At 56.1% G+C, this 22,996-nt stretch carries 14 protein-coding genes, 2 tRNA genes and 6 pseudogenes; 13 read left to right on the top strand and 9 right to left on the bottom strand.

Annotated elements, in window-relative coordinates; genetic code table 11:
* Positions 1-31: 31 nt before the first annotated feature.
* Positions 32-1,292 (bottom strand): annotated as a pseudogene (locus tag B4967_RS05420) (M20/M25/M40 family metallo-hydrolase).
* Between the two features lie 191 nt (positions 1,293-1,483).
* On the opposite strand from B4967_RS05420, the pseudogene B4967_RS05425 reads away from it, so the two are divergent.
* Together B4967_RS05425 and B4967_RS05430 are read left to right on the top strand one after the other, a co-directional pair.
* Positions 1,484-2,709: pseudogene (locus tag B4967_RS05425) on the top strand (YbfB/YjiJ family MFS transporter).
* A gap of 63 nt (positions 2,710-2,772) precedes the next feature.
* Positions 2,773-4,237: pseudogene (locus B4967_RS05430) on the top strand (sodium-dependent transporter).
* On the opposite strand, the gene B4967_RS05435 reads toward B4967_RS05430, so the two are convergent.
* A complete protein-coding gene (locus tag B4967_RS05435) occupies positions 4,175-5,545 on the bottom strand; it encodes a Y-family DNA polymerase (protein ID WP_083024079.1) in 1,371 nt (456 codons plus the stop codon). The pseudogene B4967_RS05430 and the gene B4967_RS05435 sit on opposite strands and share 63 nt — an antisense overlap.
* Positions 5,542-6,000 (bottom strand): LexA family protein, encoded by a 459-nt coding sequence (locus B4967_RS05440; RefSeq protein WP_083024081.1) that lies wholly within the window; start codon positions 5,998-6,000, stop codon positions 5,542-5,544. Before B4967_RS05440 ends, B4967_RS05435 begins: the two co-directional genes overlap by 4 nt.
* A gap of 324 nt (positions 6,001-6,324) precedes the next feature.
* Here B4967_RS05440 and B4967_RS05445 point away from each other — a divergent pair, with 324 nt between their 5' ends.
* Both B4967_RS05445 and B4967_RS05450 read left to right on the top strand, forming a co-directional pair.
* Positions 6,325-7,215 (top strand): alpha/beta fold hydrolase, encoded by an 891-nt coding sequence (locus tag B4967_RS05445; RefSeq protein WP_083024083.1) that lies wholly within the window; start codon positions 6,325-6,327, stop codon positions 7,213-7,215.
* A 46-nt stretch (positions 7,216-7,261) separates the two neighbouring features.
* Positions 7,262-8,291: pseudogene (locus tag B4967_RS05450) on the top strand (patatin-like phospholipase family protein).
* Between the two features lie 10 nt (positions 8,292-8,301).
* On the opposite strand, the gene B4967_RS05455 reads toward B4967_RS05450, so the two are convergent.
* Positions 8,302-8,865, bottom strand: coding sequence for a Smr/MutS family protein (locus tag B4967_RS05455; RefSeq protein WP_083024085.1), 564 nt, complete (start codon positions 8,863-8,865; stop codon positions 8,302-8,304).
* Positions 8,866-9,014: 149 nt separating this feature from the next.
* Between B4967_RS05455 and prmB the strand changes: the two genes are divergently transcribed.
* The 5 genes from prmB to phaC all read left to right on the top strand — a co-directional run bounded on the left by prmB (position 9,015) and on the right by phaC (position 14,080).
* Positions 9,015-9,974, top strand: coding sequence for a 50S ribosomal protein L3 N(5)-glutamine methyltransferase (gene prmB / locus B4967_RS05460; RefSeq protein ID WP_083024087.1), 960 nt, complete (start codon positions 9,015-9,017; stop codon positions 9,972-9,974).
* Between the two features lie 13 nt (positions 9,975-9,987).
* Positions 9,988-11,079 (top strand): chorismate synthase, encoded by a 1,092-nt coding sequence (aroC, locus tag B4967_RS05465; protein WP_083024089.1) that lies wholly within the window; start codon positions 9,988-9,990, stop codon positions 11,077-11,079.
* A 60-nt stretch (positions 11,080-11,139) separates the two neighbouring features.
* Positions 11,140-11,517: a hypothetical protein gene (locus B4967_RS05470; protein ID WP_083024091.1), complete on the top strand. Its 378-nt coding sequence runs from the start codon at positions 11,140-11,142 to the stop codon at positions 11,515-11,517.
* Positions 11,518-11,712: 195 nt separating this feature from the next.
* Positions 11,713-12,123: a phasin family protein gene (locus B4967_RS05475; RefSeq protein ID WP_083024093.1), complete on the top strand. Its 411-nt coding sequence runs from the start codon at positions 11,713-11,715 to the stop codon at positions 12,121-12,123.
* A 106-nt stretch (positions 12,124-12,229) separates the two neighbouring features.
* Positions 12,230-14,080: a class I poly(R)-hydroxyalkanoic acid synthase gene (gene phaC, locus B4967_RS05480; protein ID WP_083024095.1), complete on the top strand. Its 1,851-nt coding sequence runs from the start codon at positions 12,230-12,232 to the stop codon at positions 14,078-14,080.
* A gap of 99 nt (positions 14,081-14,179) precedes the next feature.
* Here phaC and lnt read toward each other — a convergent pair.
* The 5 genes and pseudogenes from lnt to miaB form a co-directional block, all read right to left on the bottom strand.
* Positions 14,180-15,636: pseudogene (lnt, locus tag B4967_RS05485) on the bottom strand (apolipoprotein N-acyltransferase).
* A gap of 48 nt (positions 15,637-15,684) precedes the next feature.
* Positions 15,685-16,569: an HlyC/CorC family transporter gene (locus tag B4967_RS05490; protein ID WP_083024097.1), complete on the bottom strand. Its 885-nt coding sequence runs from the start codon at positions 16,567-16,569 to the stop codon at positions 15,685-15,687.
* A 167-nt stretch (positions 16,570-16,736) separates the two neighbouring features.
* Positions 16,737-17,198, bottom strand: coding sequence for an rRNA maturation RNase YbeY (ybeY, locus tag B4967_RS05495; RefSeq protein ID WP_062359162.1), 462 nt, complete (start codon positions 17,196-17,198; stop codon positions 16,737-16,739).
* Positions 17,199-17,200: 2 nt separating this feature from the next.
* Positions 17,201-18,285 (bottom strand): annotated as a pseudogene (locus tag B4967_RS05500) (PhoH family protein).
* An 86-nt stretch (positions 18,286-18,371) separates the two neighbouring features.
* Complete coding sequence (miaB, locus tag B4967_RS05505) at positions 18,372-19,715, bottom strand: tRNA (N6-isopentenyl adenosine(37)-C2)-methylthiotransferase MiaB (protein WP_083024099.1); 1,344 nt, start codon at positions 19,713-19,715, stop codon at positions 18,372-18,374.
* 188 nt (positions 19,716-19,903) lie between these two features.
* On the opposite strand from miaB, the gene B4967_RS05510 reads away from it, so the two are divergent.
* The 4 genes from B4967_RS05510 (at position 19,904) to B4967_RS18230 (ending at position 22,813) form a co-directional block, all read left to right on the top strand.
* A tRNA-Asn gene (locus B4967_RS05510) sits at positions 19,904-19,979 on the top strand.
* A 33-nt stretch (positions 19,980-20,012) separates the two neighbouring features.
* Positions 20,013-20,088, top strand: a tRNA-Asn gene (locus B4967_RS05515).
* A 696-nt stretch (positions 20,089-20,784) separates the two neighbouring features.
* On the top strand, positions 20,785-21,966 hold the full coding sequence (locus B4967_RS18225; protein ID WP_207953582.1) for an ATP-binding protein: 1,182 nt from the start codon (positions 20,785-20,787) through the stop codon (positions 21,964-21,966).
* A gap of 4 nt (positions 21,967-21,970) precedes the next feature.
* On the top strand, positions 21,971-22,813 hold the full coding sequence (locus B4967_RS18230) for a PDDEXK family nuclease (RefSeq protein ID WP_207953583.1): 843 nt from the start codon (positions 21,971-21,973) through the stop codon (positions 22,811-22,813).
* The last annotated feature ends 183 nt before the right edge of the window (positions 22,814-22,996 follow it).

A 22,996-nucleotide genomic window follows, 5' to 3' on the forward strand; every position in this document is an offset into this window, starting at 1 on the left:
GGGAGGCGACTCCCCTTCCTACTTGATCCGTTTAAGCGGAGGCTTCTTCGTCGCTTTCGGGCTTGGCGCTGCCTTGGTGGGCAAGCGGGCTGGCTTGGTCTAAACGAGGGATGGTTATCCAAGAACTCCCGTTTGAGATCCGGCAGGGCATCCAGCGCTTGAATGGTGTGGTGCAGCGCATAAATAGCGGCCAGCACGTCCTGAGTATTGCCGGTTTCCGAAATGGTGTGCATGTTGGGGATCGGGAAACCCATGGAGGTTGCTGCGCTATCAATGGAGGCCAGCACGCCCGCCATGCCGTCGGTGCCGGTATCTACACCCACAATGTCTCGCTGCATGGGGATGTCCTGCGTTTTCGCGGCGCTGGCGATGATGCGGTTGAGCTGCTCGCTGGCAATAGAACCCACCGACAGCGTAAAGCCTTTGCCCATCTCCAGCGATTGCATGCGCTTGTCGCCAATGCCAGGGGCGGCGACGTAGTCGTGATTTACATCCACGCCAATCAGCGCATCGGGCTTGAGTTCACCGGCCAGCACGCGGCTGCCGAAGCGGCCAATCTCTTCGTAGCTGGCAATGGCAAACATCACCCGCACGTTTTCGGTACCGCCCGCTTCGGCGATCAAGCGCGCGACTTCCGCCGTCCCAAAGCATCCCAGGCCGTTATCCAGATACGCGCCGTAGAAGGTGTTCGGGCTAAAGCCAGGGCGAATGGGGCGGTTGAAGATAATCGAATCGCCCGCGCGCACGCCCAGGTTCAGCACCTGCTGCTTCTTGTTCTCGCCGTGAATCTGCAGGTCGAGATAGATCTGCTCTTTCTTAATGCCTTTGCTGCCATCGCGCTGGGCGGGGTCAGAAAAGTGGATAGCACCAAGCGCTTCCACCGTGCCGCCTTCAATGCTGCGGTAGCTGCCGGGGGCTTCCGGGTCTTCGCTGAACAGCGTGACTTCATGGCCGATCAATACGCCGGGCAGGAAGGAGTCGGTGTTAATCCAAATCTTGCCATCTTCACCAATCGAGCGAACCTGCATGCGGATTTTGTCCGCATGGCCGATGATCATCAGCTTGAACATATCATCGCGGCCTGGGTGGGTATCCAGCACCACGCCCGCATTGCCTTTAAACTGGTGCAAATGCCAGTCGCTGGGAGCGAAGCTCTCGAAGTAGGGCTTCAGCACGCCGTAGGTCATCGCGCCTTCCAGGCCAACAGGGCTGGGGGCCGCCAAAATATCGCGCATCAGTTTGAACTGCGCGTCGGGCATCGGTTGCGTCCAGGGTTTTGCAGTATCGCTCATCGTGCTTACTCGCTTATGACGGTGGTGAAACGTGAGAGTTAGTCTGCCAGATTCCGAGCACTAATGCGCTGCTTCCACATGCCACGTTTAGCCGATAGTACGGCGCTGGTTTCCGCGTATGATGGAAGATAGCTGGCTATCCATTGAAGCCACACTACCACAACAAAAATAGTGACGACGAGGGAGTGTCCATGCCTACTGCAAGCGTTCAGGCCCAGCGCTTTAAAGTGCTGTTGGCGGGGGTATTTCGCCAAATTTTATGTATCGGCATTGCGCGGTTTGCCGATACGCCGCTACTGCCGGTGATGCAGCAGCAGAGCTGGATTAGCGACGCCGATGGCGGCTGGCTAGCGGCGTTGAACTACGCAGGCTATATGGTAGGAGCGGTGCTGGCGGCCTCTATTCGCACGATTTATCTCAAAGACACGCTGTTTCGCATTGGCTTAGTGCTGGCCGTATTAACCACCGCCGGTATGGCGCTGACCGAACACTTTTGGGTATGGGCGGGGCTGCGCTTTTTGGCGGGGCTCTCCAGCAGTGGCTCGATGCTGTTGGCGTCAGGGCTGATTTTGCACTGGCTGATTCAACACCGTCAGCGGGGCGAACTGGGCATCCACTTTGCAGGCGTTGGCATTGGCATTGTGGTGGCGGCTTTAGCGGTAGAACTGATGCTGGCGCTGGCAATGAACTGGCAAGCGCAGTGGTGGGGCTTTAGCGCGTTGGGGGCGGTGCTGCTGGTGCCTGCCTGGTGCTGGTTACCGCGCCCGGTGAAACCGGTGGTAGGCAGCGCTGCCAGTCATCAAGCACCTGCAACGCCGCCTAGCCGCACCTTTATGCGTCTTATGCTGCCTGCCTACTTTTGTGCGGGCTATGGCTATGTGATCAGCGCAACGTTTTTGGTCCGATTGTGGAGCGCGAACCGCTGCTGGCTGGGGCCGGGAACTGGGCCTTTGCGTTGGTGGGGCTGGCCGCAGCACCCGCCGTGATGCTGTGGGATTTAATCGCGCGGCGGATTGGTTACTTAGGCGCGCTGATTGTGGCCATGCTGGTGCAGGTAGTAGGCATTGTGCTGCCTGCGATCAGCCCAACGTTACCGGGCGTGTTGATTAGCGCAGTGCTCTACGGCGGCACGTTCCTGGGCTGCGTCAGTTTAGTGCTGACCATGGCGGGTAGGCTGTACCCCGCCAGCCCCGCCCGCTTGATGGGACAAATGACGTTGGCCTACGGCGCAGCGCAGATTGTGGCCCCTGCGCTCACCGGCATGCTCGCGGAAGCCTCTGGTCATTATTATGTGGGCCTATGGCTGGCTGGTGGCTTTGTAGGGGCCGGGGCGCTGCTGTTGGCGTGGTTGCGCAGAGTGGATCAAACCGCCCAGCGGCTAGATGCCGAGGCAAAAGCAAGCTATGCCACGCCGTGATACGTGGGCTTTCGCAGCAAAATCCACTAGGATAGGCGCTTTTTTCTGACAGGGTGGAAGGTCATGGCGTCTTCTGGGCAACCTCGCATTCAGTGGCTAGGCCGCTGGGGCTTTATGTTGGCAGCCACCGGCTCGGCGGTGGGGCTAGGCAATATCTGGAAATTCCCTTATATCACTGGGGAGTATGGCGGTGGTGCCTTCGTACTGGTCTATTTAGCGTGCATCTTAGCGGTGGGCGTACCGGTAATGATGACCGAAATTGCGTTTGGTCGCCGGGGGCGTGGTAGCCCCATTGATGCTATTTGCCGTGTAGTGAATGAGTCTGGCCGCTCCTCTATGTGGTCGCTGATTGGCTGGATGGCCATGCTGTGTGGCTTTATGGTTCTATCGTTTTACGTCGTGGTGGCCGGCTGGTCCTTCTCCTATTTATGGAAAATGCTCACCGGCGGCTTGGCGGGCACCAGTGTGGACGAGATGGCGGCCGTGTTTGGTGCCAATAACGCTAACCCCATCACGCTGGGTGGCTGGAGTACCCTGGTCACGCTGCTGACCATGATCATTGTCGGCAAAGGCGTTCAGGAAGGCATCGAGAAAAGCGTTAGCTGGATGATGCCGGGGCTGGTGCTCATGCTGATGTTGTTGATTGGATTCGGCATGTTTTCCGGCGGTTTCGGCGACGCGGTTGATTTCCTGTTCTCCTTTAAGGCGGGCAGCCTCTCTAGTGAAGGGATGCTGGCGGCCTTGGGCCACGCTTTCTTTACGCTCTCATTGGCATCGGGTGCCATCCTGACTTACGGCAGCTACCTGCCTAAAGGTGCCTCCATTGGCCGCACGACGCTGAGCGTGGCCGTGGCGGATACCGTGGTGGCGCTGATGGCAGGGTTAGCAATTTTTCCGGTGATTTTTGCCAACGGCATGGACCCTGGTGAAGGCCCAGGGTTACTGTTTATGAGCCTGCCGTTAGCGTTTCCAGGCGATGCCGCTGGGCACGCTGTTCGGAGCGCTGTTCTTCTTAATGCTCTCCATGGCCGCACTAACCTCCTCAATTTCCATGGTGGAAGCGACGGTCTCTTGGTTGTGCGATAACAAAGGCATGAGCCGTAAATCCGCCTCGTGGGCCACCGGTATTGTGCTGTGGCTGATCAGCACGCTGGCGATGCTGTCGTTCAACCTGGGCGCTGATTGGACGCTGGCAGGCAAGAACTTCTTTGATTGGCTGGATTACCTCACCTCCCGTTGGATGATGCCGCTGGGTGGCCTGGGCATGGTACTACTGGCCGGTTTTGTGCTGAAAAGCGAAACCTTCCGCGACGAGCTGGGGCTGGCGCCGCTTCCCTATACGCTGTGGCTAGCCATGGTGCGCTACGTGAGTCCGCTGGGTATTTTGGTGATTTTTGTCGATGCCCTTGGCCTGTACCAAGTCTCTTTTGCTGCCCACTGGCCGGTGCTGCTAGCGCTGCTGGTCCTAGTGGCGGTGGGGGGGGAAGCCATTAACCCGCGCCTTCGCCAAGCGCTTTCCGCCCGCTAAGCGCTGCTGTTCACGCTTCACCCTGGCGGCGGCAATCGCGCCAGGGTGAGTGCCTGCCTCCATTAACTCATCCCAACAGGTGGTGTAGCGTCTTGAGCGGTGCTCACAGCGCAGCTGCCAAGGCGCGTCGGCGTCAGTCATCCCAAAGCGCAGCGTGCCTTGCCCCATCTTCTGATTAATCTCGTCTACCGCCTTCATCAAGTGAGGGTGCGCCTTGGTGGTTGGCTGTAGCAGAGAGAGCTGATACTGCTGTGCATCCACCAAGTCCAGCAGCATCACGCCTGCCTTCATAAACTGAAAGCCAGGGCGATACATCTGGTCGAGCCCTTCGCGAACGGCTTCCAGAATGACGCGAGTATCGTCGGTGGGCGCTTCAAGCGGAATCATCGCGCTAGGCGACAGCTGGGGCTGGTCCTTGCGGTGGCGGTTGGTGTTTAAAAACAGTAGGACGGCGCGGGCAAGGCTGCCTTGCTGGCGCAGTTTTTCGGCACTGCGCTGGGCGTGGCGGCGCAGCGCCGCGTGAAGCTCCTCTTTCACGCCGGTGGTTTTACCAAACGAGCGTGAGGTCATGATGCGTTGGCGAGGCTGCTCAACGGCATTCAACTCTAGGCAGGGCGTACCGCGCAGCTCTAAGGCGGTGCGGGCTAGAACCACCGAGAAGCGTTTGCGTAGCCGTTTGGGGTCGTGCTCCCGCAAATCCCAGGCGGTGCGAATGCCGCTGACCGCTAATCGTTCTGCAAGGCGCCTGCCCACTCCCCACACATCGCTTACCGGCAGCTGTTTCAGCACTGCCTGGGTGGTAGCGCTTTCACCGTGGAGTAAACACACTCCTGCGTAGTGAGGCTGTTTTTTGGCTAGGTGATTGGCGAGCTTCGCCAGCGTATGCGTAGGGGCCAGCCCGATACACACCGGAAGCCCCAAATAGCGACGAATGCGGCGGCGCAGTGCTGTGCCCAGCGCTTGGCACTGGGTATCACTGAGACCATCCAGATAAATAAACATCTCATCAATCGAGTAGGGGGCCACTTCGGGGCACGCATCGCGCAGCAGCTGGGCAAGCCTCGCTGACATATCGCCGTACAGCTCGTAGTTAGAAGAGAGCAGGTGGATTACCCCGCGGCGGCGTAGCCCCTCTAACTGGTATGCGGGCGTGCCCATGGCGATCTCCATGGCTTTCATCTCTGCTGAACGGGCAATAACGCAGCCGTCGTTATTCGACATCACGCCAACGGGTTTGCCTTCCAACGCCGGATTGAACACCCGCTCACAGGAGACGTAAAAATTATTGGCATCCACCAGCCCGATCACGGCAGATACTCGTGAATCACCGCGCGCACCACGCCCCATAGCTGGCAGTCGGTACCTTCCAGGGGCAGCGGCGGATAGTGGGGATGGGCCGAGCAGAGGTGCGGCGTGCCGCGATGCAGCGCATAGCGTTTGATTAGCACTTCTTCATCCAGCATGGCGACCAAAATATGCCCTAGGCGCGGCGTGACGCTGCGGTCGACGACCAGTAAATCACCGTCAAAGATGCCCCAACCCTCCATGCTGTCCCCTGTCGCGGCGAGGTAAAACGTTTGGGTAGGGTGCTTGATCAGCCGCGCATTGAGGGCGAGAGTGCGCGGCTCGTAATCTTGGGCAGGAGAGGGAAAGCCGCTAAAGCCTGCACGGCCTGTGAGCAGAGGAAAAGGCAGCGGCTGAGAAGTTAACGGCAAGGCTGTCGCAACCACGGTTGTTGCAAGATGGATGGGTTGAGACGGCATCGTCGGCATCCTCATGAATAAATAGTGTGTTTATGTACAGTATATTTAAACAGTATTTATTCATGGGGGAGAAATTGCAAGCGCTGCCCTCAGCGGGCTAACCATAGCCCCACGACTAGGGCGCTCACGACAGTAATAAAGAACACAAGGTTGCGGGCGCGGGTATCGCGGCGAGGTTTCATGGCAATCTCTCCAATCAGAATAAGAAACGCGTTGTGGCCCATGGCCGCGTAAAAGCAGCACAAGCGCTGCGCTGAGCATGGTAACGTTTGCGCCTAAGAGCGTCATCTGACGCGCCGGATTTTCGCTGTGAGATACCCATTTATGAATGACTCTTCCCGAGCGGGCACGACCCCTCAGCCGCTTTCCTTGTCTGATGGGCGGCTAGCGGCGCTGAGCTGGGGGCGTAGTGACGCGCCCACATGGCTAGCGCTGCATGGCTGGCTGGATAACGCCGCCAGCTTTTCACGCTTAGCCCCGCAGTTGGTGAACGCGCTGGATATTCGCATCGTGGCGATCGATTTGCGTGGCCACGGGCTCTCAGCCCATGCCCCTGCTGGCAACGACTACGCGCTATGGGATTACACCCATGATGTGCTGGATGCCATGGAGGCGGTAGGCCTTGAGCAGACCACGCTGCTGGCGCACTCGATGGGGGCAGCGGTTTCCTGCCTGCTGGCCGCAGCGCTGCCTGAAAAAGTAGCCCGCTTAATTTTGATAGATGGTTTAGGCGCGTTGAATACACCCGCTGAAGAGACGGCAAGCCAGCTACGCAAAGGCATTATCGCCCACCGGCGGCCGCCTTCCCGCGCGCCCCGCTACCTAGATATTGAGAGTGCCGTGGCGGCCCGCGTCGCAGGTGGTGTCACGCCGCGGGATAGCCTCACTGCTACCCCGTTAGTGGAGCGTAATCCCCAGGCCACCGCCGATGGCAAAGTACAAATGCGTACCGATAGCCGCCTGCTCAAGCCCTCGCTGGTGCGCTTTACACCGCAGCAGGTGCTGGCCGTTTTGGCTGAGATCCAAGCCCCCGTGCTATTAATAGAAGGAGAGCAAGGGATTTTGGGCGAGCGCGCCTGGGCAGCCCAGGCAAGGCAGGCGGTGCCGCGACTCACCCGGCACGTGCTGGCAGGTGGCCACCATCTGCATTTGGAACCACAGGCCGTTGAGCGTGTGGCCGAGGTGATTTGCTTAGAAGGATGCACGACCAGTTAACGTTGCATCAAAAGAAAAGCGCGTGCGTATGAGACGCCATGCCACAATGGAGGGGCAGAACGTGGTCAGCCAATTAACGGGGAGGACGCTGGGCGGTGGCAATAAAGTAGCGCTGGTGCTCGGTAGCGGCGGTGCTAGGGGGTATGCGCATATTTGGTGGTTGAAGCGCTGGAGGCGCGTGGTTTCGAGATTATTTCGATTGCCGGATGCTCCATGGGGGCGCTGATCGGCGGGATTTCGCCTCGGGCAAGCTGCCGGAGGACCGGGAGTGGGTGTGTAACCTTGATTACTTGGACGTGCTCAAGCTGGTCGATGTGACCTGGAGCCCCATGGGGGCGATGCGTGCCAACAAAGTGATGAGCAAGCTGGAGGAGCTAGTGGGCGACCGGCTGATTGAAGACCTGCCCATTCCAGTGACCACCGTGGCCACCGACCTCGTGCGCCAGCGGGAAGTATGGTTTCAAAACGGCCCGCTGCTACGCGCCATTCGCGCCTCGATTGCGGTGCCAGGGGTGATTACCCCCGTGCACATTGGCGAACAGGTACTGGTGGATGGCGGGTTACTCAACCCGCTGCCAATGATGCCAGTGTTGGCTGCCCATGAGGCGGATTTCGTGGTGGCGGTGAACGTCACCGCTCACAGCCCGCAGCCGGTCACGCTAGAGGAGCTGCTGCCACAAGAAGAGAGTAGCGACAGCCGCACCGCCCTGGAGCGGGACCGCGACGCCAATATTGGCGGCTGGATGGAGGAGGTGCGCGGGACCACGCGGCGGCTATGGGGTGGCCTAGGCGGCAGCAGTGAAGAGAGCGACGACGATGAAACAGTAGACCTGCGCGGCAAGCGCGAGTGGGGCAAGCTGGATATGATTCTGGAATCGTTTGATATTACCCAGGCAGCGCTGGCGAAATATAAGGTAGCCGGCTACCCACCGGATGTGCTGATCGAAATTCCTAAAACGGTATGCAGCACCTACGAGTTTCACCGGGCGAAGGAGCTCATCCGCTTAGGCCGCCATTTGGCCGATGAAGCCTTGGAGCGGCGCATGCCTAGCATTGCCTCTGACGCTACTAAATAAACAACATGAATTACTGGCCGCGTTTGCGCAGCAGAATATACACCGCCCCGGTGCCGCCATCGATATCAGTGGCGGAGCAGAACGCCAGCACGCCGGGCCACTCGCGCAGCCACGCGTTGGTGTGGCTTTTCAATACCGGGAAATCAGACGTGGTGCCCCACGCCTTGCCATGTACCACCAGCACGCAGCGCAGCCCGTGGCCGGCGGCATCGCGCAGGAAGCTCTCTAGTTCCAGCCGCGCTTCTTCCAGGGTATAGCCGTGCAGATCCAACCCCGCCTGCCACACCGTTTGGCCACGCTTGAGCTGGCTAAACGTGCGCCAGGGCAGATCGGGCACGCTGAACTCCAGGTACTCTGACGGCCGCACGGCTTCTACACGGCCATCGGAGGTGCGCCCGCTGGTTTGCAGTGTATTGCTCTCTACCGCCGCTCGGCGGCGCGCTTCGCTGGCGTCTGACTGGCGTTTGGGCTTACCGGGGTCGGCTTGGTTCGTGGCAATACGGCGTACGCCTGCCGCCTGCAGCGCTTGGCGAAAGGCACTGATATCGTCATCGTTGGGCAGGTGTCGCGTCATGGTCGGCTCGAATCAACTAAGTAGTGGTGAAAAAGGGGCGGTGGATAGAAAATGCTAAGGCGAGACAGTATAGCGAGCTTGGCGCTGCTGTGAACCGGGCGGCGGCAAAGGTACAATCCCCTAACGAACTTTTGACGCCAGGAGCCCTTGTGACCACGCATCTCTCTGATGAGTCCTCCCCCTCAACGCTATCACTGCCTGATACGGCGCTGATAAGCGATCTTTACACACTGCGGGACTATTTGCGCTGGGTATCCAGCGAGTTCTATCTGGCGGGGTTGCACTATGGGCACGGCACGCAGTCACCCTGGGATGAGGCGGTCGCGCTCTGCTTAGGCGCGCTGCACCTGCCTTGGAACGCCGACCCCCCCGTGCTGGATGCGCGGCTGCTGCCAGTTGAGCGCGAGCGGATTATTCGCCTCGCCCGCGAGCGCGTCACCACGCGCCGCCCGCTGCCTTACCTGCTGGGAGAGGCCTTCTTTGCAGGCTACCCGTTTAACGTGGATGAGCGCGTGCTGATTCCCCGCTCGCCGATTGCCGAGCTGATCGAAGATGGCTTTGCGGCCTGGTTCCCAGAAGAGCCACCCGCCCGCGTGCTGGATTTATGCACCGGCTCCGGTTGCATTGGCATCGCCACGGCGCTGGTGCTGCCGACCTGCGAAGTGGCCCTGGCGGATATCAGCCAGGATGCCTTGGCCGTGGCACGGCAGAACATCACTCGCCACGATGTCGGCGATCGCGTGCGCGCCGTGGAATCGGACGTGTTCAACGGTCTGGAAGGCCAGCGCTTCGACCTGATCGTTTCCAACCCTCCCTATGTGGATGAGCGGGACCTGGCCACCATGCCCGCCGAGTTCCGCCACGAGCCCTCGCTGGCGCTGGGAGCGGGCAGCGACGGTCTTGATATCGTGCGGCGTATTCTGCGCGAGGCCCGCGAGCACCTAACTTCAGAGGGCTGGCTGATTGTTGAAGTTGGCAACTCTGACCGCCATGTGGAGGCCGCCTTCCCCGAGGTGCCCTTTATCTGGCTTGAATTCGAGCGTGGCGGCCAGGGCGTGTTTGCCCTGAGCGCCGCTGAACTCGACGCCCATGCGGCGTCTTTTGCGTGAGGAATTAACGCCCATGTCTGGCAATACGTTTGGCAAACTATTTACCGTCACCACTTTTGGCGAAAGCCACGGCCCCGCATTAGGGGCCATTGTGGATGGTTGCCCTCCGGGCATTGCGATTAGCGAAGAGGATTTGCAGGGCGATTTAGACCGCCGCCGCCCCGGCAGCTCGCGCCACACCACCCAGCGCAAAGAGCCGGATCAGGTGCGCATTCTTTCCGGCGTGTTTGAAGGTAAAACCACCGGCACCTCGATTGGCCTGCTGATCGAGAACACTGACCAGCGCTCGAAAGATTACTCCAAGATCAAAGACCAGTTCCGCCCCGCCCACGCGGACTACACCTACCACCACAAGTATGGCCACCGGGACTACCGGGGTGGCGGCCGCTCCAGCGCCCGTGAAACCGCCATGCGCGTAGCGGCGGGTGCCATTGCTAAAAAGGTGCTGGCGGCACAGGGCATTCAAATCCGTGGCTATATGAGCCAGCTTGGCCCGATCAAGATCGACTTCAAAACCTGGGAGGCTGTCGATCAGAACGCCTTCTTCTGCCCCGACCCCGATAAAGTAGCCGAGCTGGAAAGCTACATGGATCAACTGCGACGGGACCAAGACTCCGTGGGCGCGGAAATTACCGTGATTGCCGATGGCGTGCCCGTAGGCTTGGGCGAGCCAGTCTTCGACCGCCTGGATGCTGACCTAGCGCACGGTTTGATGAGCATTAACGCGGTAAAAGGAATCGAGATTGGCGCGGGCTTTGGCTGCATTGCCCAGCGCGGCAGCGAACACCGCGACGAGATGACGCCGGAAGGCTTTCTCTCCAACCACGCGGGCGGCGTGCTGGGCGGTATTTCCAGCGGGCAGCCCATTGTGGCTCGGTTGGCCCCGAAGCCAACCTCCAGCATTACCACGCCGGGCCGCTCCATTGATGTTCATGGTGAACCAGTCGAAGTGATTACCAAAGGGCGTCACGACCCTTGTGTCGGTATTCGGGCAACGCCGATTGCGGAAGCCATGATGGCGATCACGCTGCTTGATCACTGGTTGCGCCACCGGGGCCAAAACGCTGATGTTAGCGTTGATACACCGCGATTAAGTCAGCGATAACGCCAAGGTGTGCTGAGTGGTTCGCTGCTACACTCAAGGAAGACGGTTAAGGAGTCGCCTATGAAAATTAACGTTGAGTTTGACCTGACGCCGGATGAGTTTCGGCAGTCGCTGGGGTTGCCCGATGTGGAGGCCTTTCAGCAGAGCCTGCTGGATAATATTCAGCGGCAGATGGAATCGGGGGTAGAAGGTTATGACCCCATGAGCTTAATGCGCCCTTTCCTGCAGCAACCCATGATGCAGCAGGGGCTTTCACAGGGGCTTGCTAACTTTGGCACCTATCAGCAAATGATGCTGGATATGCTACGTCAGGCCGGTAGTGCCCATACGGGTGGTGCCAGTAACGGCACCCAAGATAGCGAACCATCGTCAGCGGCAAACGAGAAAAGTACCAAGGCGAAAGCCACGGCTTCTTCTCGCTCTCGCGCCAAAGAGTAGGCGATAAAGGCGCTATCAAATACGTGGCACTGTGAGGCTGAGTCATAGGCGGCTGTAGGGTATGCAGAGGGGCCGTAGGAAGCTCCTTGTTGCAAAGCAGCATGCTAAGCATTACTCTTTTTGCAGTGCAGCAATTTGCGATGTGATGAGCCACTCCAGGCTCATGCCAAGGAATGAGAGACAGGAGCAACCACAATGCAAGACAAAATGATGGGCGCCTTTAACGCCCAAACTCGCCAGATGTTTGAGCCGATGCGCAAGATGAACTCGCTGATGCTCAATAACATGGAAAAAATGACCCAGTACCAGCTGGAAGCGATGAAACGCTACAGCCAGATGGGCACCGAGCGCATCCGCAGCGCGACAGAAATTAATGATGCCGAGAGCCTGCGCGATTTCGGTACCAAGCAAGAGGAAATGATGAACGAGCTTTCTCAGCAGATGCAGGAAGACGCGCGGGTGATGAGCGAGATGAGCCTCCAGTTCAAATCTGAAAGGGAAAAGCTGTTTAGCGAAGCCGGACAAAAAATGAGCGAACAAGCGAGCGCTACCGCCAAGGGTGAACAGCCCGCGAAGGCCTCAAGCCAGTCGTCTCGTAAAAGCTAATCGTCAGTAGAGTCCGCGGCGCCTCTTGAGGCGCCGCGTTCTTTTACAGCGTTCTTAAGCGTGTTGCCAGGGCAACCATTGCCCAGTTGGTGAGGGGGAAAGTCGTATGCAGTCAGGGTGGAAAATGCCGTCTCAACCGTTGTCCCAGCAAGATATGGAGGCATGGAAGGCACAGCTTGACGACGTAGGTAAACAGTACAAAGGTCTGCTAGAGGACCTGCTGTCACGTATGGCGCCCAGCGAAGCCGCTGACTCCGTTTATAGCGACATGCGCGAAAGCTTTGAAGCCGCTGCACGTTCGCTGATGAGTAACCCGAATTTGCTGTGGCAAACCCAGTCGCGCTTGATGCAAGACCAGTGGTTGCTGTGGCAGCAGGGCGTACGCGCCATGGCCGGTGAGCAGGTGGCACCCCTGGTAACGCCGCCCAAGAACGACCGCCGCTTTAAAGATGAGGCCTGGTCCACAGACCCCTACTACATGGCGATCATGCAGCAGTATTTGCTGTTTTCGCAGATGGTCGAAGAGCTGATTAACGATCTGGATGTAGACCCTACCCTCAAGCGCAACTTAACGTTCTACGCGCGCCAGTTGGTGAATGCGATGTCGCCTACCAACTTCGTCTCCACCAACCCGGAAGTGATGCGCCGCCCCCTGAAAACCAAGGGGCAGAATCTCGTCGATGGCCTCACTCGGCTGCGGGAAGATTTAGCCAACTCAGCGGAAGGCATCAACGTACGCATGACCGACCGCAGCGCCTTTGGCGTGGGCGAGAACATTGCCGTAACGCCTGGCTCTGTGGTGTATGAAAACGAGCTGATTCAGCTGATTCAGTACACGCCAACCACCGAAAACACCTTTAAAACGCCGCTGCTGATTGTGCCGCCCTGGATCAATAAGTACTACATCCTAGACCTGCGGCAAGATAACTCGCTGGTGAAGTGGTTGGTGGATCAAGGCCACACGGTATTTCTGATCTCCTGGCGTAACCCTGGCCCCGAGCAGAGCGATATTACCTGGGCCGACTATATGCAGATGGGCCCCATCAGCGCGATGGAAGCGATTGAGCAAGCCTGCGGCGAGAAGTCGGTCAACCTGCTGAGCTACTGCGTAGGCGGCACGCTGACCGCCTCCACCGTGGCGTATCTCACCAGCACGCGCCGTGGCCGCAAGGTGAAGTCGGTCACTTACATGGCCACGCTGCAGGACTTCCGCGATCCGGGCGATATCGGCGTGTTCCTGAACGAGCGCGTGGTGCAGGGTATTGAGCAAACCATGCAGATGAAGGGCTATCTGGATGGCCGCTCCATGGCCTACACCTTCAACCTGCTGCGGGAACAAGATCTGTTCTGGTCGTTCTATATCAATAACTACCTGAAGGGCGAGATTCCCGCCGCCTTCGATTTGCTCTACTGGAATACTGATGGCACCAATCTGACGGCAGGCACCCACGCTTGGTACCTGCGCCATATGTATCTGGAAAACCGCTTGGTAGAGCCCGGTGGAATCGAGCTAGACGGGGTCAAAATCGACCTGCGCAAAGTCTCAACACCTAGTTACTTTGTCTCCACTAAAGAAGATCATATCGCCAAGTGGAACAGCACTTACTACGGTGCGCTGCTGCCCAAAGGCCCGGTAACCTTCGTGCTGGGCGGCTCTGGGCATATTGCCGGTATCGTGAACCCGCCCCATAAAAACAAGTACGGCTACTGGACCAACGACACGCTGCCCGAGACCCACGAGGAGTGGATGGAAGGCGCCACGTTTAACGAAGGCTCCTGGTGGCCCCATTGGCAAGCGTGGATGACGGACAACGGCTACGTGGATACAGACCCGAAGAAAATGGTACCTGCCCGCCAGCCTGGGGAAGGGGAGCTAACAGTGATCGAACCCGCGCCGGGCCGCTATGTGCGGATGACGATTCCCGAGGTGCTAGGGGAAATCCCCAGCAGCACCTAACCGGCACTCAGCAGACGGCTTTTTAAGAAGCCGCCTAAAACGAAGCCCCCTGCCACGAATGTGGCAGGGGGCTTTTTCATGGCCGAGGTGCTATTGGCATCAACGCCGACGCACAAACCCCGGCAGCAGGAACAGCCCGGCGAGTAGCCAGATTGGCAGGCTGCCCATGCGGTTGAAGGGGGTTAGCCCTTCCATAGCGTAGAACTCGCCAGTGAGATAGGTAGTTTCAAACTGCGGAGCGCGGTCTACCAGTTCGCCACGGGGGTTAATAATGGCGGTGATGCCGTTGCCGGTAACGCGAACCACGTAGCGGCCATTTTCCAGAGCGCGCAGGCGGGCCATTTGCAGGTGCTGGTGCGGGCCAATGGAGGCACCAAACCAAGTATCGTTGGAAACCGTCACGATCACACCGTATCGGCTGCCCGCTGTGCCACGAGCTGTGGGTAAATAATTTCGTAGCAAATAGCGTTACCAATCGCGACGCCTGCTGCCTGCATAGGCACCTGCTCCGACGCACCTTTGCTAAAGCTGGACATCGGCAGGTTGAAGAAGTCGATCGCGCCCCGCAGCACGCTCTCTAGCGGCAGGTACTCCCCAAACGGAACCAAGTGCTCTTTTTGGTAGCTGCCTTCCACGTTGCCTACGCCAATCACGCTGTTGAAGTAGCGGTTGTTTTCATCCTGCTGAACGATGCCGGTCAGCAGGGCGGCTTCTGGCGGCAGGTTGGCCTGCACGCGCTCAAGCACCGGGCGCGCTTGGCTATCAATCATGGGTAGCGCGGTTTCAGGCCATAAGATCAGATCCGCTTCATCCGCCACTTCGCGGGTTAAGTCGCTGTAAGTATTCGCAGCGGTGCGCTGGCCTTCAGGCGTCCATTTTAACAGCTGGGGCAGGTTGCCCTGCAGAAGCGCGACGCGAGTGGGTTCGCTTACCGGCGTTGTCCACTGGCTTGGCAGTACGAAAGGGGCCAGCCAGATAGCGGCCAGCGGTAGCGCCGCCCACCACTGGCGGCGCAGCAGTTCCGCCCCCAGAGTGCCGGTCAGCACCACCAGCAGCGAGAGTAAGTACACACCTCCAGCGGGTGCCCAGCTGGCCAGCGGAGAATCCACGTAGCTGGACCCCACCAACAGCCAGGGGAAGCCGGTAAACAAGTAAGTGCGCAGCACTTCACCCAGCACCCAGGTACCTGCAAAAGTGAGAAGTGACCAGCGGGGGCCGATAAAGCGCCGGTAGAGCCAAAACGTGCCTGCGAAGAACAGCGCCAGGACGCTCACAAACAGCGCGGTTAAAAAGACCGCGAGCGGCACACCGGTGTAGCCGTAGTCGTGAATCGATACGTAAACCCATGAGGTGCCGCTCTCAAACAGCGCCACGCCATACAGCCAGCCTTTTAAGGCCGCCTGGGCAGGGCTTAAAGTGTGCAAACCTGCATACAGCAGGCCGATGGCCACGGGGCCAAGCCACCATAGTTCAAACGGGGAGGCGGTAAGCGTTGTAAAGCCGCCAGCCACTAAAGCGGCTAGCAGCTGTAGCGTCAACGTGGGTGTAAACCCCATGGCGATATCCTATCAGCAGGGTGGTGTAGGCAGTGTGGGGGCGACAGGCTAGTCGTCTTGGCTTTCGTCGTCGTCGGCTTCGCTGTCGCGATAGGCCTCAAGTAGGCGTATCCGGCGGTTGTCGGCATTTAGAATCACAAACCGCCAGCCGCCTAAGCTGGTGTGCTCGCCTCGGCCTGGCAGATGACCAAACTGCTGCATCACAAGGCCGCCCACCGTATCGAATTCGTCATCAGAGAACTCGGTGCCAAAGCGTTCGTTGAAGTCTTCAATCGGGGTGAGGGCGCGAATCGCGAAGTGGCCGTTCTCCAGCGTGCGGATATCGTCCTCTTCATCGGTATCGTGCTCATCTTCGATATCCCCGACAATCTGCTCAAGAATATCTTCAATGGTGATGATGCCCGCCGTGCCGCCATACTCATCCACCACGATCGCCATATGGTTATGGGTTTCGCGGAACTCTTTGAGCAGCGTGTTCAAACGCTTTGACTCAGGAATAAACATGGCAGGGCGCAGCACGTCTTCCAGCTTGAACGCATCGCGGCTCTCTTGCGATTGCGACAGCAGCGGCAGCAGGTCTTTGACCAGCAGGATGCCTTTTACGTCGTCTAGGTTTTCGCCCACCACCGGGTAGCGTGAATGGCCAGTCTCTTGGATCAACGGTAGGTAGTCATCCCGGGTTTGGTCAAGGGTAATCGCCGATACCTGAGAGCGTGGGATCAAGATTTCACGCACTTGCTGATCGCTGATCTCAAGCGCGCCCTCAATAATCATGATGGCGTCTTGATCCAGCTTCAGTTTCCCTGCGGTGTGGCGTAAAAACGTCATCAGCTCGTCTCGCGAGCTGGGTTCGTCATTGTCTCCGGAAAGGGCGCCAAAGAGTTTCTCGAGCCATGATTTTTGATTAGGGTTGCTCGATCGGTCTTCGCTCATTGCGTCAAATCTCTCTCAGTTACGGACAGAATGTTACGGAAAAGGTAGTTCGGAAAATATTGTACGGAGAAGCGGTCACGAATGGGTGACCACGCTTCAAGTGACCGTTTTATCACTGAGTGGCAGCAGACACCACCCTAAACGTACGTTTGGCTCAAGGTAGCAGCTTACACGTGATAAGGATCAGGAATATTAAGGGTGGCCAGCAGCTCGCGTTCTAGCTGCTCCATCTCTTCGGCTTCCTGCTCTTCGATATGGTCGTACCCCATCAGGTGCAGGGTGCCGTGTACGACCATGTGGGCATAGTGGTGGGCCAGCGGCTTCTGCTGCTCTTCGGCTTCACGGGCGACTACGGCATGGCAAATAATCAGGTCGCCCAGCAGCGGCAGGGTAATGCCGGGTGGGTTTTCAAACGGGAAAGAGAGCACGTTGGTGGGCTTATCTTTTTCCCGGTAGTCACGGTTAAGCGCCTGGCTCTCTTCTTCATCCACAAAACGAATGGTGAGCTCTAGGCGGTCATCATCCGGGTGGCGAGAAAAGACACAGCCCACCCAATGGGTGAGCTGTTCAAGCGAGGGTAGCAGTGGCTCATCAATCGCCGCTTGCCGGTCGATTATGATGTCGCTCATCGTTAGGCTTCTCCCGAACGTTCGCTATTTCGCTCTAACGCCTGCATACGCGCTTCACGCTCTTGCTGGCGTGCTTCGCGGCGGGCGCGCTCTTGAACTTCCTTCTCGGATTCAAACTCGTCGTAAGCCTCAATGATGCGCTGAACCAGCGGGTGGCGCACACATCTTTCGCGGCAAAGTGGGTCACGCCGATTCCTGGCGTATCTTTGAGCACGTCGAGCACTTGCGAGAGGCCTGAACGCTGCCCGCGCGGTAAGTCGACCTGGGTAATATCCCCGGTAATCACGGCGGTGGAACCAAAACCAATCCGCGTCAGGAACATTTTCATCTGCTCCGGCGTGGTGTTCTGGCTCTCATCCAGAATGATGTAGGAGTTGTTCAGCGTACGGCCACGCATATAGGCCAGCGGAGCAATCTCGATCACCTGACGCTCGATCAGCTTCGCCACCTGCTCAAAACCGATCATTTCATACAGCGCGTCGTACAGCGGGCGCAGGTAGGGGTCGATTTTTTGAGCAAGGTCGCCCGGCAAGAAGCCGAGTTTCTCACCGGCTTCTACCGCTGGGCGCACCAGCAGAATGCGGCGCACTTCTTGCTGATTGAGCGCTTCTACCGCAGCGGCCACGGCCAGGTAGGTTTTACCGGTACCCGCTGGCCCAATGCCGAAGTTGATATCGTGCTCGCGAATGCTCTGCACGTAGCGCTGCTGATTCAGCCCGCGTGGCTTAATCATAGTGCGCGGCGTGCGCATGATGACTTCATCGCTACCGCCTTCACCATCGTCTTCCTCTTCCAGGGCTTCAAGCCCGGATTCTTGGAGGAACAGATGCACGGTATCCGCCGATAGCTCGTCGGCGGCGGTTTCACGGTAAAGGTGTTCCAGCACGTTAGCCGCCGCTTTAATACGGTTAGCGGCACCGGCCAGCTGAAATACGTTGCCACGGTTGCGTAACGTCACATCCAGGCGGCTCTCAATCAGCTTTAGATGCTCGTCCTGTTGGCCGCAGAGGCTAGCGAGACGCTGCGGGTCATTGGGTTCAAGGCTTAGGGTGATAATGCGATTGGCCTGAGGTGATGGCTGGCTCAAGAGTAAGAAACCCGTCAGTTGATGTATGTGAGGCTCAGCTTACTGCCCCGGCGATGCCGGGGCAATTACCTACGATAAGCAAGCGATCAATAACGCTCGGCAGAGGCGAGTTCAGCGCGCAGCGAATTGGGCAGCGCTTCGGTGATCTCTACATCGACAAAGTAGCCGATTAACTCGGTAGGATTGGCAGCGCGGAAGTTCACCACGCGGTTGTTCTCGGTACGCCCAGAAAGCTGGCCGGGGTCTTTCGGAGAAAACCCGGTAACCAGAATGCGCTGAGTAGTGCCCACCATGCGGCGGCTAATCTGAGCGGCCTGCTGAAGGATGCGCTCCTGCAGAATAGCCAAGCGCTGCTTCTTCACGCTTTCAGGGGTGTCGTCTGGCAAGCCGGAAGCTGGGGTGCCGGGGCGCGCCGAGTAAACAAAGCTGAACGAGTGATCGAAACCGATACGGTGGATCAGGTCCATCGTGGCTTCGAAATCCTCTTCTGTTTCACCGGGGAAGCCGACAATAAAGTCAGAGGAGAAACTGATATCCGGGCGATTAGCGCGGATACGCTCCATCTTCTCGATGTACTCTTCCGCCGTGTGGCCGCGCTTCATGGCGCTCAGAATACGGTCAGAGCCAGACTGTACCGGCAGGTGCAGGTGGCTTACCAGCTCAGGAATATCCGCATAGGCGTCTACTAAGCTATCCGTAAACTCCACCGGGTGAGAGGTGGTGAAGCGAATACGGTCGATGCCATCCACCGCCGCGATGCAGGCGATCAGCTCGGCAAGGTCAATCTCGTCGCCGTCTTCGTTGTCGCCACGGTAGGCGTTCACGTTCTGGCCCAGCAGGTTGATTTCACGCACGCCCTGGTCGGCTAAGTGCATGACTTCATCCATCACCGCTTCAAACGGGCGGGAGACTTCTTCACCGCGAGTGTAAGGCACCACGCAGAAGGTGCAGTACTTCGAGCAGCCTTCCATGATCGACACAAACGCCGTGGCACCATCGGATTTAGGCTGCGGCAGGTGGTCGAACTTCTCGATTTCGGGGAAGGTGACATCCACCGCCGCAATTTGATTATTGGCGCGGGCGTCGAGCATCTTCGGCACCCGATGCAGGGTTTGCGGGCCAAAAATCATATCTACGAAAGGAGCGCGTTTACGCAGCGCTTCACCTTCTTGGCTGGCCACGCAGCCGCCTACGCCAATCACAAGATCCGGATTGGCGTCTTTGAGCTTTTTCCAGCGGCCTAACTGGTGGTAGACCTTATCCTGAGCTTTTTCACGAATCGAGCAGGTGTTCAGCAGAATCACATCTGCTTCCTTCTCGTTATCGGTGAGCTCCAGCTGGTGAGATTCGCCGAGTAGGTCCGCCATACGCGAGGAGTCGTACTCGTTCATTTGGCAGCCGTGCGTTTTGATGAAGAGCTTCTTCGCCATCGGTACCTGTCATCTATGGGTCGTCGGGGAGACGAGGGATGAATGAAATAACGGTTGGGCAGCGATTGGTGCGGCCGTTGAATGCGTGCATTATACGGATACAAGAAACCAGGGGCTAGGCATTCCCCCGTAATCGATACTTGACCCGAGCGTTTCAATCAGTATACTACGCACCGTGTTTGAGCAGTTCCTCGATAGCTCAGTTGGTAGAGCAAATGACTGTTAATCATTGGGTCGCAGGTTCGAGCCCTGCTCGAGGAGCCAAGCTGCTGTTCTGCTAAAGTTTTTTTCTGTTGTTCCCTGATAGCTCAGTTGGTAGAGCAAATGACTGTTAATCATTGGGTCGCAGGTTCGAGCCCTGCTCAGGGAGCCATCTAGCGTAACACCTTCCCCATTTGATGATTCTATCGCCCGCTGCCATATGGCATTTTGGGTGATTTTTTGTGCGTGGCTGTTTTTATTTGGCGCTTGCGTGATGTTGTTAGCGTTGGCCTCAATTTCCTTTCTTGCTGCGAGAATTCATCTAAGTGTTTGAAAATAATTGATTTTATCACTGGCTTGAGCTGGATAGCTAAGGCCTAAGCGCTACTCTTTACGCTGCCTAAGCCTCGCCACTGGCTGACCGGTAGCGAAAAAGTGCATTTTTGACAAAGCCTAATAGTGCCGAGATATTCCAAAAGACATGGCGCAAGAAGGACTAAAATAGCGAGTGGTTGGGTTGTTCTAACCGGGCTATGTGAGCAATAATGCTAATAATAATTAAAGTGAGTGTGAGCTTGTGCGCATCCACTTTCTTGCGCCAAAGGGTTGCAAAGATGGTCCTTGTTTAGCTACAAAAGCTTAATGATGGTGCCTGAGCCTACGAATACGTGTATTTATGCTTGGCTTGAGTATTAGCTTTCGACCATTAGCGGATGCTTGTTGGCTCGTTCCCAGAATACTTATTCATTAGGGGGGAGAAGGTTCTATCTAGATATTGGAGGTGGCAGGGAATATCTATCGACGATGCCATTAGCCACTGTTAGTGTAGAAAAATCAAGGTATTTACTATAAGGCAAAGGAGGGGGTGATGGCAAAGATTAAGGTTGTTGCGAAACGTGATTTTATTGAGTCAATAACTGCTTCTTCGCGGCCATTGCCTGCCCTTGCTGAGCTTATCTGGAATGGGCTTGATGCAGGGTCTGATCGGGTTACTATCAATTTAAAACGCGATGACATGGATGGGATCGAAGCCATTATTATCCGTGATTATGGTGATGGTATAGATCATGTCCAGGTAGAAGCTCTATTTGGTAACCTTGGGGACTCTTGGAAAAAAGAAACAGAAAAATACAAAGGCCGCGCGCTACATGGAAAAAACGGCCGCGGTCGTTTTAAAGCATTTGCATTGGGCTTCCGTGTAGAGTGGAGCACAGTATATGAGAAAGATGGAAAACTTTACTCGTTTAGCATAAGAGGTGATGCAAATGCACTTGATGACTTCAACGTAACTGACCCTGCTGAGTGTGGACCAGGTGCGGTATCTGGAACGACCGTAACTATAACAAACCCACTCCGGAATTTTCGATCTCTCCAGGGAGATGACGCTCCTCATGAGATAGCCAAAATATTTTCGGCATACCTGACCGAGTACCCTGGTGTACGAATTGAATACGACGGTCAAAATATTGATGCTAAAGATGCTCAGTTAGATAGGCGAGAATACTCACTAAATGATATCGTTTTAAGTGATGGATCGATAATTAGTTCTACAGTTGTAATTGTTGAGTGGAAGACGCCAACAGAGCGCACTATTCATTTGTGTGACAGTAATGGCGTTTCACTTCATGAAATGCCTATTGGTCAAAAAGTAAGAGCGCCCGGATACAACTTTACAGCCTATGTGAAATCTGATTACTTTAAAAAACTTGATAAAAGTGGCTTGCTTGCAGTTGCCTTTATGGATGAAGGCGTAACAAGAGTAGTTGAATCTGCTATTATATGCTTAAAGTCACATTTTAGGCGTCGTATTGCCGAGCAGCAGAGCGCTATAGTCGAAGATTGGAAAAAGCAGAAAATCTATCCATATGAAGATAAGGAGGATATTGGCTCGATTGAATCCATTGAGCGGCAAGTTTTCGATATTGTTGCAGTAAATGTTCAAAGCTATTTGCCATCTTTCGATAAATCAGATATTAAATCAAAAAAATTTACTTTCAGGCTTCTTGCGCAAGCTTTGCGTCAAAATCCTGGGTCTGTACAAGTTATTTGAAGAAGTGTTAGGTTTAAAGCGAGAAGCCCAGAATGATCTTGCTGAGCTTTTAAAGAAAACGAGCCTGTCATCGATAATAAGCTCAGCTAAAATTGTTGCGAATCGCCTAGATTTTCTTAATGGTCTAGAAACGTTGTTGTTTGACAAAGAAAGCAAGCGTAAGCTTCTGGAGCGAGATCAATTACACAAAATACTTGAAGATGAAGCATGGGTTTTCCATGAGGAGTTTGCTTTGGCAGCCAGTGAGGAGAGGCTGGAGGAAGTGCTGAAAAAGCACTTAGATAAGCTCGGAATTCGTGAGGATAACCCTGATATAGTTGATCTTGGTGAAGGCTCTACTGGTCGTCTTGATCTTATGTTGCATAGAGCGGTGCAACCGAGATCGGATGAGTATGATTATCTAGTGGTAGAGCTGAAACGTCCAAGCCAGAAAATAAATTCTGATGTTCTGACACAGATCGAAAAATATGCGATAGCTGTTGCAAATGATGAAAGATTCCATGGTGTCAAAGTTAGATGGAATTTTGTCGCTGTATCAAACGAGCTCGATGATTTTGCTAAGAGGCGTGCTAAGCAACGCGGAAAGCCGCCTGGTGTAATTTTTGAAGATGATGAGTTAAATATAACTGTATGGGCAAAAAGTTGGGCTGATATAATTAATGATGCTAGAGCTAAGCTCTCGTTTGTAAATAGTAGATTGTCTTATGAAGCCGATAGTGAAAGTGCTAAGCAATATTTGAAATTGGCACATGCGAAATTTATACCTGATGTGCCAGTGTTTAGGAGTAAGCAAGGTGAGTCTATTCTTACAGAGCCACGAAGAGATGTAATGACGATAAATAAATAGAGTTTATTTTATATCCGATAGTGGTGTGTATTCAGCCGGTTTTGTTGCTTTGCTCTAGAGCCGAATTTTTAGCATAAATAAAATATTTGAGCTATATGGAAGAGTGGGGTTGTAATAGTTGCCTCGAATTCAGATCAAAAATATTTTATTTTTGATTATTACCTGAATCCGTGAAGCCGGCGC

This window comes from Vreelandella lionensis (genome assembly GCF_002087295.1).
Taxonomy (GTDB): domain Bacteria; phylum Pseudomonadota; class Gammaproteobacteria; order Pseudomonadales; family Halomonadaceae; genus Vreelandella; species Vreelandella lionensis.